This window comes from Streptomyces sp. NPDC002690 (assembly GCF_053592415.1).
In genome coordinates this window covers 1-14627 of record NZ_JBSFVR010000181.1, presented here as the reverse complement: position 1 = coordinate 14627, position 14627 = coordinate 1, and the positions used below count along the sequence as shown (strand labels likewise).

The 14627-nt window shown below is 70.1% G+C and carries 11 protein-coding genes and 1 pseudogene; 4 read left to right on the top strand and 8 right to left on the bottom strand.

The window, feature by feature from the left end; all coding sequences use genetic code 11:
* The 3 genes and pseudogenes from ACWD3D_RS21895 to ACWD3D_RS21885 form a co-directional block, all read right to left on the bottom strand.
* The coding region (locus ACWD3D_RS21895; protein ID WP_451462513.1) for an AMP-dependent synthetase/ligase at positions 1–1725 on the bottom strand (1725 nt) is incomplete at its 3' end.
* Entirely contained in the window at positions 1722–2747 is a 1026-nt protein-coding gene (locus ACWD3D_RS21890) for an LLM class F420-dependent oxidoreductase (RefSeq protein ID WP_451462512.1), read from the bottom strand. The genes ACWD3D_RS21890 and ACWD3D_RS21895, both read right to left, overlap by 4 nt.
* Positions 2748–2916: 169 nt before the next feature.
* Positions 2917–3042: pseudogene (locus tag ACWD3D_RS21885) on the bottom strand (CoA transferase); the annotation flags it as partial.
* 291 nt (positions 3043–3333) lie between these two features.
* Here ACWD3D_RS21885 and ACWD3D_RS21880 point away from each other — a divergent pair.
* From ACWD3D_RS21880 to ACWD3D_RS21865, 4 genes are all read left to right on the top strand, one after another.
* On the top strand, positions 3334–4041 hold the full coding sequence (locus tag ACWD3D_RS21880) for a TetR/AcrR family transcriptional regulator (protein ID WP_451462511.1): 708 nt from the start codon (positions 3334–3336) through the stop codon (positions 4039–4041).
* 69 nt (positions 4042–4110) lie between these two features.
* Positions 4111–4626, top strand: coding sequence for a DUF4334 domain-containing protein (locus ACWD3D_RS21875; RefSeq protein ID WP_451462510.1), 516 nt, complete (start codon positions 4111–4113; stop codon positions 4624–4626).
* On the top strand, positions 4623–5714 hold the full coding sequence (locus ACWD3D_RS21870; protein ID WP_451462509.1) for an NAD(P)-dependent alcohol dehydrogenase: 1092 nt from the start codon (positions 4623–4625) through the stop codon (positions 5712–5714). Before ACWD3D_RS21875 ends, ACWD3D_RS21870 begins: the two co-directional genes overlap by 4 nt.
* 78 nt (positions 5715–5792) lie before the next feature.
* A complete protein-coding gene (locus ACWD3D_RS21865; protein WP_451462508.1) occupies positions 5793–6992 on the top strand; it encodes a TetR/AcrR family transcriptional regulator in 1200 nt (399 codons plus the stop codon).
* 124 nt (positions 6993–7116) lie between these two features.
* Here ACWD3D_RS21865 and ACWD3D_RS21860 read toward each other — a convergent pair whose 3' ends face one another.
* The 5 genes from ACWD3D_RS21860 to ACWD3D_RS21840 form a co-directional block, all read right to left on the bottom strand.
* Positions 7117–8316, bottom strand: coding sequence for an oxygenase MpaB family protein (locus ACWD3D_RS21860; RefSeq protein WP_451462507.1), 1200 nt, complete (start codon positions 8314–8316; stop codon positions 7117–7119).
* A 403-nt stretch (positions 8317–8719) separates the two neighbouring features.
* Positions 8720–9958, bottom strand: coding sequence for a multiple monosaccharide ABC transporter permease (mmsB, locus tag ACWD3D_RS21855; RefSeq protein WP_451462506.1), 1239 nt, complete (start codon positions 9956–9958; stop codon positions 8720–8722).
* Complete coding sequence (mmsA, locus tag ACWD3D_RS21850; protein WP_451462514.1) at positions 9955–11526, bottom strand: multiple monosaccharide ABC transporter ATP-binding protein; 1572 nt, start codon at positions 11524–11526, stop codon at positions 9955–9957. The genes mmsB and mmsA overlap by 4 nt, the downstream gene beginning before the upstream one ends.
* Before the next feature lie 65 nt (positions 11527–11591).
* Positions 11592–12701 (bottom strand): multiple monosaccharide ABC transporter substrate-binding protein, encoded by a 1110-nt coding sequence (chvE, locus tag ACWD3D_RS21845; RefSeq protein ID WP_451462505.1) that lies wholly within the window; start codon positions 12699–12701, stop codon positions 11592–11594.
* A gap of 573 nt (positions 12702–13274) precedes the next feature.
* Positions 13275–14459: a hypothetical protein gene (locus ACWD3D_RS21840; protein WP_451462504.1), complete on the bottom strand. Its 1185-nt coding sequence runs from the start codon at positions 14457–14459 to the stop codon at positions 13275–13277.
* Between the last annotated feature and the right edge of the window lie 168 nt (positions 14460–14627).

The window sequence follows — 14627 nt, the reverse complement described above, 5'->3', positions numbered from 1 at the left end:
CTCGGCGAGCAGTTCGTACCGCTTGACCTGCTCGCTGCGGTTGAGCCGGGAGTTGGCGGCTTCGACCGCCCGGTCCACCTCCGCGCGGACGGCGGGGTGCTCCGCCAGGCCGGCCGGCCCTCCGGCCGCGTCGACGCCGTTGGCCGAGGCCCAGACGGGGGCCGCCTCGGCGTCGAGTACCAGCAGGGCGACCAGGTAGGAGCGGTTGTCGCCGTGAACCATCGCCTGGCCGATCAACGGATGTTCCTTGAGAGCGTTCTCCACCAGCGCGGGCGAGACGTTCTTGCCGGTGGAGGTGACGATCATCTCTTTCTTCCGGTCGGTGAGCCAGAGGAAACCGTCCTCGTCCGTCCGGCCGATGTCGCCGGTGGCCAGCCACCCTTCGGGGTCCAGTGCGGACCGTACCGATCCGTCCGGCTGGAGGTAGCCGGAGAAGACGGAGGAGCCCCGCACCAGGATCTCGCCGTCCTCGGCGAGGCGGATCTCCACCGACTCCACCGGCCGTCCCACCGAGCCGAGCCGGAATCCGGCCCGCGGGCTGTTGCTGGTGGCCACTCCGGTGGTCTCGGTCAGCCCCCACGCGTCCATGATGACGATGCCGAAGCCGGCCCAGAACCTCACCACGTCGACCGACATCGGTGCCGACGCGCTGGCCGCCCAGGTCACCCGGTCCAGTCCGCCCGCGGCCAGCATGGGAAGCAGCACGTCGGCGCGGACGCGGGCATAGCGCTCCTCCAGCTGCGCGGGCGGCGTCTCGCCCCGCTCCCGGTACCCGACGTGTGTGCGGGCTACCTCGAACGCAGCCTCGATGACGGCCAGTTGTTCGGCCGGCATCAGCGCGAGAAGGCCCCGCACATTGGCGGACAGCTTCTCCCAGATCCTCGGCACACCGAAGAACTGCGCGGGCCGTACCTCGCGCACGACGGCGGCGACGCCCGTCGGGTCGGCACAGAGGTAGACGTGCGAGGCCCGGTGGCAGGGCAGGTAGATGCCGAGCATCCGTTCGGCGATGTGCGCGAAGGGCAGATAGCAGATGTGCTCGACGTGCGGGGGCAGTTCGACCACTGCGTCCAGTGCCAGTGCGTTGGACATGACTTGGCGATGCGTCAGCAACACGCCCTTGGGTTCGCCGCTGGTTCCGGAGGTGTAGACGACGGTCAGCGGATCGTCGGGGCGGGCGGTGTCCAGTTCCTTCGCGAACCGTTCCGGCACCGGCTCGCGGAGCAGGGCGGCGAACGGGAAGTGGCTTCCCTCCGCACCCTCTTCGGCCACCACCAGCCGCTCCAGCGGGGTGTCGGCGTCGGTGAGCAGCGGCTCCCACACGGCCACCTGGGCCGCACCCTCCAACACGGCCACGCGGGCGCGGCAGTTGCGGGCGATGTGGGTGATCTGCTCGGGGGCCGCTGTGCCGTAGACGCTGACCGGGACCGCCCCGAGGCGCACCAACGCGAGGTCGGAAAGCCAGTGTTCGGGCCGGTTGGACATCATCAGCAGCACGCGTTCGCCCCGGCCGACGCCGAGGGCCGCGTAACCGGCGGCGAGGCTACGGGTGTGTTCTTCGACCTCCGCCCAGTCGAACGTGGTCCAGCCGCCGCCCTTCTCCGCCGACTGCCAGGAAATCGCCGGGAGCCGGGGGTACTCGGCCGCGTTGCGGGCCAGCAGTTGCGGCAGCGTCCGGTCGGCGGGCGCGTCGGGCAGGTCGCCGGTGGTACGGGATTTCGTCACAGCCAACTCCTCACGTGCTCGATCAGCCGAGCGGGATCGGGGCCGACGGGGGTGACGTTGAGCATGGTCACACCCGCCTCGCGGAATGCCTCGACACGGTCACGTACATGCCCCTCGGAGCCGGCCAGGCAAAGGTGTTCCAGCAGTTCTGCCGGTACGGCGGCCTCCGCCTCCTTCTTGCGGCCCGCGAGGTAGTGCTCCTGGATGGCGGCCGCGGCGGACTCGTAGCCGTAGGAGCAGACCAGGTCGTGGTAGAAGTTGCGGCCGGGCGCGCCCATGCCGCCGACGTAGAGGGCGACGGTGGGGCGCATCAGGTCGCGGACGGCCTCGGCCTCGTCACCGATGGCCAGCAGGCCGCCCGCCACGACGGAGAGCGGGCCGAGTGCGGGGTCGCGCGCGGCGGCGCCCTCGGCCAGCGACCGGCCCCAGACCTTCGCGGCGTGCTCCGGGACGTAGAGGAACGGCAGCCATCCGTCGGCGATCTCGGCGGCCAGCTTGACGTTGGCCGGTCCCAGCGCCGCGAGGTGGACGGGGATGGTGTCGCGGACCGGGTGGTTCAGCAGTTTCAGCGGCTTGCCGAGGGTGCCGCCGCTCTCCGGGGAGAGAGGCATCTCGGTGATGCCGCGGTGCTCGATCACCTCGCGGCGCCAGATCCGCCGGGACAGCTCGATCACCTCGCGGGTGCGGCCCAGCGGACGGTCGAACCGGCGGCCGTGCCAGCCCTCGACGACCTGCGGCCCGGAGGCACCGAGGCCGAGGATGGCGCGGCCCCCGCTGATGGCGTCGAGCCCGGCCGCGGTCTGGGCGATCAGCGCGGGGGTGCGCGAGTACACGTTGAGGATCGCCGAGCCGATCCTCAGCCGCTCGGTCTTCGCGGCGAGGTATCCCATGACCGTCGGGGAGTCGAAACCGTATGCCTCGGCCACCCAGACGGCATCGAGGCCCGCGGCCTCCAGGGCGGCAGCACTGTCGGCGGCGGCGCGTGGATCGCCGGCGTACGTCAGGGGCGTGGAGAGTTCCATCAGTGGTGGCCCTTCAGGAGTCCGGGCACGTGCCAGTCGCGGGCCGCGTCCTGGGTGTGTGCTCCGGGGACGGCCGGGAGGATTCGGAGGGTGCCGGGAGGTCGGGAAAGCGGGGGCTGGGCGCAGGAGCGGGCCGGGTGGTGCCGTACGCCTCGGTGCAGGTGCCCCGCCCTGGAGCCGCGAGGAGCGTGGTGGCGAACGGACCGGGCCCGATGCCCGCCGGCTCGGCCACGCGTACACCGTCCAGAGGTCCCGTCACGGCACGGCCGGGCGGGTCCGGGGAGTGATGGCCCATGGGTTCCTTTCTCGGCGCACGGCGCTCTCGTCGCCGCTCGACCGGGACCTTACTGAGCGTTCGCTAAAACGTAGAAGTGCGGGACCGTCCGGTCAACTCCTCGCACCGCACCAGTTTTTGCTGCCCCATACCGGGGAAGTGACAGCAGGCCGAACGTCGTTCGCCAGGATTCCCTGATCGATCGCTAAGCACCAAAAGGGCGCTGTCGCGGCCCGACGGCCGTACGATGTCGGCGATCACCACCCCGCCCCCGATCCAGCACGGTCCGCACGAGAGGCCCCAGGAGAGTCCTTGAACACCGAGCCGAGCCAGGACACCACGCCACCGGCGGAGCACTGGCGCTCCTATGGACCGCTCGAACTGCACCCGATCCTGCGACACGCCATGGAAGCCTTCAACGAGCACGGCTACCACGGCACTTCGGTCCGGGACATCGCCGGCCGGGTCGGCGTCACCGTACCCGCGCTGTACTACCACTACGAGAACAAACAGGCCCTGCTGGCCACACTGCTGGAGGCGTCCATCAAGGACGTCCTGGACCGCTGCCGGGCGGCTGCCGGGGAGGCCGGGGACGATCCGCTGGCACGGATCTGCGGCATGGTCGAGTCGATCGTGCTCTACATGGCCCACCGCCAGCGGCTGGCCTTCCTGGACACCGAGATCCGCAGCCTGGAGCCGCAGAACCGGGCTCGCTACGTGGCCCTGCGCGACTACCTGGAACACATGCTGCTCGACACGGTCGAGGCGGGCCGGGCGAGGGGCGTGTTCACCACGCCGTTCCCGGCCGACGCGGTCCGTTCGGTGCTCGTCATGTGCCAGGGGGTCGCCAACTGGTTCCGCGCGGACGGCCCGCTCGCCGCGGAGGAGGTCGCCGAGCGCCATGTACTGCTGTGCCTCGGCACCCTGGGCCACCCCGGCGCGGTCGCCGGTGACCGCGCGCTCACGCTTCCCGGGCGGGCTTCCGCCCCCGGAGGTTCCGCTCCGCGCATGTCCCGGTGACCGGCGGGGCTCCCGCCCCGACCCGCCCGCCTCACTTCCGTGATTTCGCACCGCCGAGAGGACACCCGCATGAACGCGCTCGAAGCCCGCGTCCGGTTCCAGGAGCTCCGGGAGATCGACGGCCCCGTCGACCCGCTCGAACTCGACTCCATCTGGGCGGAGTTGGACACAGTCCGTCCCGAGGAGGTCCTCGGCGGCTGGAGGGGCGGCGAGTTCCGTACCGGTCACCCGCTCGACGGCATGCTGGCGAAGGCCGACTGGTACGGAAAGTCGTTCGTCTCCGTGCACGACGCCAAGCCGCTGGTCTGCCGTAACGCGGCGGGCGAGCTGTACTCCAACCTCGAACTCGGCCAGGGCGAGGCCAGCTTGTGGACCGTCGAGTTCCGAGGTGAGCCGACGGCCACCATGGTCTACGACGGCCGGCCGGTCTTCGACCACTTCAAGCGGGTGGACGGGAATACGCTGATGGGCATCATGAACGCAAAGGGCGTCCCGGCCGAGGGCCCCTTCTACTACTTCTTCCTGGAGCGCGCCCCCGAGTTCCGGCTGGTTGCGGAGACCCCGCGCACCTCCGGGGAATCGTGAGACGCGTCCGCGCCGCGGTCGTCAAGGCGCCGGGCGCACCGTTCGTCGTCCGGGACGCGGATCTCGAAGGGCCACGGCCGCGCGAGGCGCTGGTGAGGATGGCCGCGGCGGGCGTCTGCCACACCGATCTGGGGATGCGGGACAGCTGGCCCCGGCAGCTCACACCGATGGTCTTCGGCCACGAGGGTGCCGGTCTGGTCGAGGCGGTGGGTGCGGAGGTGACGGGCGTCGCGCCCGGTGACCACGTCTGCCTCACGTTCGCCAGCTGCGGGGCCTGCGGAGAGTGCGCGGCGGGCCACCCGGCCTACTGCCGGAGCGCGCCCGTCCTGAACTTCTCCGGCGGGCGCGACGACGGCTCCACTCCGCTCTCCCTCGACGGCTCACCCCTGCGTGCGGGGTTCTTCGGCCAGTCCAGCTTCGCCACGTACGCCGTCGTCCACGAACGCGGCATGGTCAAAATCCCCTCCGACCTGCCGTCCGAAGTCGCCGCACCGCTGGGCTGCGGCGGCCAGACCGGCGCGGGGACAGTACTCAACCGGCTGCGCCCCGGACCGGGTTCCTCCCTGGTGGTCCTGGGCGCGGGCGGGGTCGGTCTCAGCGCCCTGATGGCCGCGGTGGCGGTCGGCTGCGACCCGGTGGTGGCCGTCGACCCGGTCGCCTCCCGACGCGCCCTGGCCGTGGAACTCGGCGCCCGAACGGCACTGCCTCCGGGGGACGGCCTGGTGGCGGCGTTGCGCGACGTCACCGGAGGCGGGGCGCACTACGTGGTGGAGACCAGCGGGCGTCCGGAGATGGCCCGGCAGGCCGTCGGAGCGCTGCGTCCGCGCGGCGAACTCGCCCTGCTCGGACTCGGCGGAGAGGTGACGTTCGACGTGACGGGGCTGCTCGCCAAGGGTGTGCGCGTCCACGGAGTCATCGAGGGAGACTCCGACCCCGGCCGCTTCCTCCCCGAGCTGATCGGCCTCCACCGGCGCGGCCTCTTCCCGCTCGACCGGCTGGTCACCACGTTCCCGTTCGAGGAGATCGGAGCGGCGGTGGCCGCCATGCGGGACGGCAGCGTGGTCAAGCCGGTCCTCACCTTCCCCTGACCACCGCTCCGGGAATCACGCCCCGGAGCCCTCGCAGAGGGCCCCGGCCCCCTGACGACGTGTGATTGACTGATCCGTATGGCCTCCGCCTCCCCGTCCGCGCGTCCGGCCGTGACCGCCGGTGCGTCCGCGGCCACGCGGCCCCGCAACCGCAGGCAGCTCATCGTCGAGGCGGCCGGGCGGGTCTTCAGCGAGCGCGGCTACCACGCGGCGTCCATGGAGGAGGTCGCGGCCGGAGTGGGCATCACCGCCGCCGCCCTCTACCGGCACTTCCCCAACAAGTACGCGCTGTTCGCCGAGTGCGCCGACGTGATGGTGGACGGTCTGGTCGCCGCGCTCGACGAGGTGCCGCCCGGGGCGGCGCCGGCCGACGTGCTCGCCGCCGTCACCCGGATCACCGTCGCTCATCGCGCGTCGGGAGGCGTGTACCGGTGGGAGGCCCGTTACCTCCGCCGCGAGGACCGCCGGCGCCTCGCGGTCAAGTTCGACCGGCTCGCCGGGCGGGTGGACGAGGCGGTGCAGCGCGAGCACCCGCGGGACGACCAGCAGTTGCGCGCCCTGGCGGCGCTGGGGGCGATCGGATCCATCACGATGCATCACACGTCCATCGCCCAACGCCGGGCCGAGGAACTGCTGCTGGCGTCCGCGCTGCGCGTGGTGGCGAGTGATCCGGCGGTGGGCCCGAGGGGTTCGGGCATCGTCGTGGAGCTGCCCGCCCAGCCGGTGCCGCGCACGCGCCGTGCGGAGATCCTCGCGGCCTCCGTCCCGCTGTTCGCCCGGGACGGGTTCGTCAGCGTCACGAACGGCCAGATCGCGGAGGCGGTGGGCCTGACCCCGTCCGCGCTCTACCGCCACTACCCCGGCAAGATCGACATCCTGGCCGCGGCCTGTCTCCAGGCCGCGGCGCTGCTGGCCCAGGGGGTGGAGCAGAGCCTGCGCGAGGTGTCCGGCCCGTACGACGCGATCGTCGCGCTGGCGGCGACCTATGTGGCCTACAGCTTCGAGTACACCGAACTCAACAGCGTCGCCGAGGCCGAACTCGCCGGCCTGCCCACGGGCCTCCGGCGGCCCCTGGTCCTCGCGCAGCGGGAGCACATCGCCGTCTGGGAGCAGCAGTTGAGGCTGGCGCGCCCGGAACTGGACCCGCGCCAGGCCCGGGTGCTGGTGCACGCCGGGTTCGGTGTGGTGGTGGAAGCGGGCCGCAAGCTCCGCTGGCAGGACACGCCCGACCACCGCGAGGCCGTGACGGCTTTGGTCGTGGGCGCTCTGGGTCTCTGAACGGCCTGCCGCCGGGAGCGCCGGCTGCCGCGCTGTCGTCGCGCCGGGAAGGGCTGTTCGCGCCGGTGCCCGCCCCCCGGTCGATCACCGCGGGGCGGGCACGGGTGGGCACCGGGTCGGTGGATCAGGCCGCCCTGTTCCCGGTGGGGATGGTGATCAGGGTGGTGGTCCCTGAGGTGCCCTTGTTGAGGAAGAGCATGGCAAGGGCGCGTATGAACTGGTCGAACACGTAGAACGATCCCGGCATGATGGGCGACAGCCCCTCACGGAACAGGATGAACGCCGGCCACGCGGTACGGACCAGGGCCGCCGAAACGTAGTCGCGCTTCAGACCCAGCCAGTCGCCGACCTGGTCGCTGAGGACGTAGCGCACGAACTCGTTCAGGAAACCGCGCGTGACGCCGAGGTCGATCTGCGCGGTCAGGCCGAGCAATTCCTCGGCGAGGGCGATGCCCTCGGTCGACGGGGTGAGGATCGGGGTGAGTACCTGTGCCGACTGGGCGTCAGCGGCGGCCCAGGTCTGCGGAATGTACTCGTCCGGCACGCCGAGCAGGTGGACGGCGACCTGCCAGGAGTGCAGGAACGCCTCCTGGTCCGCGGCCGAGAACGGGACCTTCCATTCGAGGAGCTTGCGGTGGACGTAGGTGCCGAGGCTGTGGAAGGTGACCAGGATGTCCGCCGCGCTGATCGGGACGGTCTCGTCGGCGACCGCCCGCCAGTGCGGCGACTGCGGCAGCAGGTGACGTACGGCGGCGTGCACCACGCGCGTCTTGTTCGCGGTGACGACGAACTGTCCGGTCGGCTCGAAGGCCCCCAGCTGGGAGAGGTCGTAGCCGAACGTGAACGTCTTGGCGGCGCGGTCCTGCATGTTGGCGCCGCCCGCGGACCAGTAGACGCTCTTGGCCTCGCGCGGGATCACCGTGCTCATGATCCCGCCGCCGAGTCCGTACAGCATGAAGAGGTACGTGTCCCTGCGCCGGTTGAAGTCGGCGGCACGGGCCAGCTTGACGGGGTCGGCCCAGGAGGGCAGCCGGTTGACCTGCCCCAGGTACGAGGTGAATTCGGCCGGCAGGCCGGTGGGCAGCGGGTCGTTGTTGTTCACCCAGGACTTCCACGCGGTGTTGATCGCCGGTACGTGGCCGTTGTCGACCATCGAGGCCATCAGCGGGTCCGCCAGGTCGTCCCAGATCCATGCCGGACCGGTTCCCGCGGTGGTTCCCGCCGTCGGTGCCGTCGACGCCCACGCCTGGGCGGAGTCGGTCACGCCCACGAGACCGAGGGCCACGCCGAGGGACAGCATTTTTCGCCTGCTGAGATTCTCCATTGACTTACCTGCTTCCCTGATGGGTCAGATGGCTTCGAGTAGCCGTCGCAGACTTGCAAGTCGAGTGATCCAGATGCGATGCATCAAGTCGTACCGATGTGATTTTCGATTAACATAGCGAGGTGTGACGGTGTCGGCAATGGTCATGACAAGACACTCGCCGATGTCGGTCCGGAGCGGGCCGGCCGGCAGCCGAGCCGCGGGCGGCGACCGGGTTCACGCGCACGCGCCCCGGGCGGTCCGAGAGGTCCGGCTGCCGCACGGGGCCGGCTCCCCTCGCGCGACGTGGGGATGAAGAACGGTCTGCCGGCCGGCTGCCGGCCGCTCCACCGGGAACCCCCGGGACATGACTGTGCCCGCCGGCCAACAGGCCGGCGGGCACACGGTCATGCGGCGAGCGGGGTCAGGAGCCCGCCCTCCGCTTGTTCCACACGTCGAAGCCGACAGCCGCCAGCAGCACGAGGCCCTTGATGACCTGCTGCCAGTCGGTCCCCACCCCGACCAGGTTCATGCCGTTGTTGAGCACGCCGAGGACCAGGCCACCGATGATGGCGCCCAGCACGGTACCCACGCCACCGCTCATCGACGCCCCACCGATGAACGCGGCCGCGATGGCTTCCAGTTCGAAGTTCACACCCGCCTTCGGCGAGGCCGCGTTGAAGCGCGCGGCGAAGACGAGCCCGGCGAGCGCCGCGAGCATCCCCATGTTGAGGAACACCGCGAAGGTGACCTTCTTGTCCTTGACCCCGGACAGCTTCGCGGCGGGCAGGTTGCCCCCGATCGCGTACACGTGCCGCCCGATCACGGCGTTGCGCATCACGTACCCGAAGCCGACCAGCAGCACGGCCAGGATCAGGAGCACCACGGGCGTGCCCTTGTAGCTGGCGAGCAGCAGGGTCGTCACCAGGATCGCGGCGACCAGCGCCCCGGTCTTCAGCCAGAACAGCCCGGCGGGGAGCGGCTCCAGGGTGAACTCGCGCTGGCGCCGGCGGTCCCGCATCTCCTGGAGGACCACGTACGCGGCCAGTCCGATCCCCAGGAGCAGCGTGAGGTTGTGGTAGTTGGTCTCCGGTCCCACCTCGGGCAGGAACCCGTTGGCGACCTTCTGCAGCCCCTCGGGGAACGGGCCGAGGGTCTGTCCCTTCAGGAAGATCTCCGTCAGCCCGCGGAAGAGCAGCATGCCCGCGAGGGTCACGATGAACGACGGGATGCCGACGTAGGCGATGAAGAAGCCCTGGAGGGCGCCGGCTGCGGCTCCCAGCAGCAGGGTGAGCAGCACCGCGATGGGCCAGGCGACGTGGTGCTCGACCATGAGCACTGCCCCGATGCCACCCACCAGAGCCATCAGGGAGCCGACCGACAGGTCGATGTGCCCGGCGATGATGACGATCATCATGCCGATGGCGAGGATGAGGATGTAGCTGTTCTGCAGGACCAGGTTGGAGACGTTGCGCGGCAGCAGCAGATCACCGCCGGTCCAGATCTCGAACAGGAGCACGATCAGGCCGAGTGCGAAGAGCATTCCGTACTGGCGCATGTTGCGCCGTACGCCGTCCAGGAGCACCCTGCCCACCGGACCGCCGGTGGACTTGCCGCCCGGCGGCGCCTGTGTGGTCGTGTCCGTGCTGACGTCGGTGCTCATGCCTGGTGTCCTTCGCTGGGGATGGCACCTGCGGTGGATGCCGGTGGTGCGGTGGTGTCCCGGGTCATGTGCCGCATCAGCACTTCCTGGGTGGCGTCCGCGCGGGACACCTCGCCGGTCAGTCGCCCGGCCGCCATGGTGTAGACGCGGTCGCACATGCCGAGCAGTTCGGGCAGCTCGGAGGAGATGAAGAGGATCGCCTTGCCCTCGGCAGCGAGCCGGTCGATCACGGTGTAGATCTCGAACTTGGCTCCGACGTCGACCCCGCGGGTGGGTTCGTCGAGGACCAGGACGTCCGGTCCGGCGAGAATCCACTTACTGAGGACGACCTTCTGCTGATTGCCGCCCGAGAGCCGACCGACCGGTTCCAGGACGTTCGGAGCCTTGATGTTCATGGTCTTCCGGTAGCGTTCGGCCACCTTGCGCTCGTCGTGACCGTCGACGATGCCGCGCCGGGCGAGGGAACCGAGCGAGGCGAGCGAGATGTTCCGGCTCACGGTGTCCCCGAGGTCGAGACCGTAGTGCTTGCGGTCCTCGGTGACGTACGCGATGCCGTTGGCGATGGCCTCGGGGACCGTTCGCGTCCGTACCTCGCGGCCGTCCCTGAGAACGGAACCCTGCTCGTAGTGGCCGTAGGAGCGGCCGAAGACGCTCATCGCCAGCTCCGTGCGGCCCGCGCCCATGAGTCCGGCGATGCCGACGATCTCCCCTCGCCGGACTTGGATCGAGACCCCGTCGACGACCTTGCGGCTGCGGTCGAGGGGGTGGCGCACGGTCCAGTCCCGGATCTCCAGGGCCGGCTCGGTGTCCGCCGCGCCCTCGTAGGGCGTGCGGTCGGGGAATCGGCTGTCGAGGTCCCGGCCCACCATGCCGCGGATGATGCGCTCCTCGGTGGTGGCCGGGTCCTTGACGTCCAGGGTCTCGATGGAGCGGCCGTCGCGCAGGATGGTGACGGAGTCGGCGATCCGGGCGATCTCGTTCAGCTTGTGCGAGATGATGATCGAGGTGATGCCCTGGCTCTTCAACTCCCCCACCAGCCGCAGCAGTTTCGCACTGTCCTCGTCGTTCAGCGCGGCGGTGGGTTCGTCGAGGATCAGCAGCCGGACGTCCTTCGCCAGAGCCTTCGCGATCTCCACGAGCTGCTGCTTGCCGACACCTATGTCGGCGACCCGGGTCTCGGGGTGTTCGTCGAGCCCGACCCGCCTGAGCAGTTCGGCGGCACGGCGCAGCGCCTCGCGCCAGTCGATGATTCCCCGCCGGGACGGTTCGTTGCCGAGGAAGATGTTCTCGGCGATCGACAGGTAGGGAACCAGCGCGAGTTCCTGGTGGATGATGACGATGCCGCGCCGCTCGCTGGCCCTGATGTCCTTGAACCGGCACGGCTCGCCGTCGAAGACGATCTCGCCCTCGTAGGACCCGTGGGGGTGCACGCCGGACAGGACCTTCATGAGCGTCGACTTGCCGGCGCCGTTCTCTCCGCACAGGGCGTGCACCTCTCCGCGTGCCACGGAGAGGGTCACCTCCGACAGCGCCTTGACCCCGGGGAAGGTCTTGACGATGGACCGCATCTCCAGAACGGGGCCGGCCGGCGCCGACTGGGGGGCGGGTACCTCGGAGGAGTGGGTGGCGGAGGTCACCCCAGCTCCCCGGCGTTGATGTAACCGGAGTCGACCAGGATCTTCTTGTAGTTGGTCTTGTCGACGCTGACCGGGTCGAGCAGGTAGGCCGGGACGACCTTCTTGCCGTTGTTGTACGTGGAGTCGTCGTTGGTCTCGGGCTTCTTGTCGTTGAGGACGGCGGACACCATGTCCGCGGCGACCTGGGCGAGGGCCCTGGTGTCCTTGTAGACGGTCTGGGTCTGCTCACCCGCGATGATCGACTTCACGGAGGCGACCTCCGCGTCCTGGCCGGTGACGATCGGCAGCGGCTTGGCGGTGCTTCCGTAGTCGTCGGACTTCAGGGCGGACAGGATGCCGATGGAGATGCCGTCGTAGGGGGAGAGCACCGCGTCGACCCGGCCGGTGGAGTAGGACGAGGTCAGCAGGTCGTCCATGCGCTTCTGCGCCGTTCCGCCGTCCCACCGCAGGGTGGTGACCTGGTTGAGCTGGGTCTGCTTGGAGCGTACGACCAGCTGCTTCTTGTCGAGGTAGGGCTTCAGCACCTTCATGGCGCCGTTGAAGAAGTACTTGGTGTTGTTGTCGTCGTTGGACCCGGCGAACAGCTCGATGTTGAAGGGGCCCTTCTTCGAGCCGTCCTCCAGTCCCAGCTTGTCGACGATGTACGTGGCCTGGAGCTCGCCGACCTTCTCGTTGTCGAAGGAGGCGTAGTAGTCGACGTGCTCGGAGCCCAGGATGAGCCGGTCGTAGGAGATCACCGGGATGTGGGCGTCGGCCGCCTGCTGGAGGACGTTGGACAGCGCCTCGCCGTTGATGGCGGCCACGACGAGGGCGTCGACGCCCTGGGTGATCATGTTCTCGATCTGGGCGACCTGCTGGTCGGGGTCGTCCTCGCCGTACTGCAGGGTCGCGGAGAAGCCGGCCTTCTTCAGGCTCGCCGTCATGTTCTTGCCGTCGGCGATCCACCTCTCGGAGGACTTGGTGGGCATGGCGATGCCGATGGTCAGGTCCTTCTTGTCCTTCGACTCGTCGCTTCCCCCCTCACTGCTCTGCCCGCAGGCGGTCAGGAGCAGGGCACAACCGGTGGTCACGGCCAGAAGGGCGTACGCGGATCGGAATTTCGTCATGGGTGTTACCTGGCATTCCCGTCGTCGAGGCGGCTCTGTCCGGAACGACCTCGACGGCAGCGAGCATGCTCGCGCCCGCTGGACGGCGTCGTCCCGACTTGGCGGCCGAGGTTCAGCAGTCCCGGCAGAGCTCGATTGTTAGCGCTCACAACAGGGTCGTACAAGAGGCGTTGAGGTTTTTCTTGCGTCGATACCTAGCCGTAAGCAGGAAGATGGGCGGCAAACATGGCGCATCCCGCAGAAAGTACGCGTCCCGACCGGCGGAACGCCGTCGCCTCGCATCACCGAGGCCGCCATCGGGGCGGAGGGCGTTCGTGTCCCACCGGACCGCCCTCGGCACGGCGCGAACACCCGCCGCGTGCACAGCCGTTCGGACAGAGGACCTCGGATCTCCGAACGACCGTTTCTGCAGGGCGACTTCGCCGCAGTCGCGTCAGGCCGTTTCCGACCGTTCGGGCGAAAACGGCCTGACACGGCCCGAAACCCGACGGCCCGTCCCCCGTCCAACAGTTCTGGCCGACGCGGAGGCGGCCCGGCTCCGCACCTGCCCACGCACTCAGCCCGCGGTGGTGCTCACGCGCGCACGGTGGCGGTCCCGTACGGCACCACCCGCACCGGGCCCAGCAGCCCGTACGCCTGACGCTTGGCGGCGCCGAACACCGGCGCGTTCGTCACCCGGAGCCGGTTCAGCAACGTCGTCGCCACCTCCACCTCAAGGGTGTGGGAACCGCGCCGCAGCCGCCGCCCCAGGTCCACCACGCGCGTCACCTGGTCCACCGGCGCGAGGGCGTGGCCGTCGAGGCGGACGCGGAAGGTGTCGCACACCTCGCCCAGTTCGAGCCGCGCCCCGGTCGCTCCATTCCACTCCCTGCCGAGAGTGAAGGTGGCGCGGTAGGTACCCACACCGGACACGTCCTCCAGACCGGGTACTTGCGACCACGGCAACAACCCTTCCGCGAGGGACAGTTCGTGCCGCATGCGGACGGTCTCGGTGGCGTCGGCCCCCGGACGCCAGTCCTCCACGTCCAGCTTCCAGGATTCCAGGGCGAACGGCGCGGGCACCGTCCGGACGACGGCGTCCACCGAGCGCCCGTTGTCGAACGTGGTGCGGAAGGAACCGGCCGTCGCGGCCCGCACCTCGAACGTCCGGCCGTCGGTGGTGACGACCTCGTCGGCCGACGTCGCGGTGACGTGCCGGGTAGCGATGCCGCCGGAGGGGCGGGACAGCCGCACGACGCTCACGGCACCCGGCGCCAGGTCCACCGTGAGGCGGATTCGGCCGTCCTCGGTGCGGGTGTACGCGGCGAGCGGCGCGACCGTTCCGGTCCACGGGTCCAGCAGATGGGGTACGGCCCCGCGCACGTGACCGGTCAGGATGACGTCGTGACGGATCCGGGAACCCGTCGAACCCTTCTTGCTGACCGCGTCGTTGGCGAAGAAGAAGTAGTCCGCTTCGTCGTCCCGGCGGTGCGCGTGGAGCAGCATCGACGTCTGCGCGTACTCCACGTCGCGCCGCAGCCCCAGTGCCTCGATGGCTTCGGGAACGTCGGGCCGGTCCGCGACGGTGTGCACGGTGGGACGCTTCCGCAACTCCGTGAGCAGCTCCCGCAGGCGTGTGTCGTCGTCCGCGGCGGCGGGCATGGAGGGCACGTGCGCGTCGGACCAGTCGCCGATCAGGACGATCGGGAGGCCCTCGTCCGCGTACGCGACGAGTCGCCGGGCCACATCCAGCTGGAGCGTGTGCTCACGGCCGCTCATGACGTCGCCTTCGACGACCAGCGCCTTGCAGGAGGGGCCGTCGGGAGCGAACCGGCCGTCGCGCACCACGGCACCGGGCATCGGCTACGAGGGCGCCCAGGCGGTCATGGCCTACGACGAGAACAGCGTGCCCCAGTCGGTGATCGCGCTGGAGCCCGGCCAGTCCGC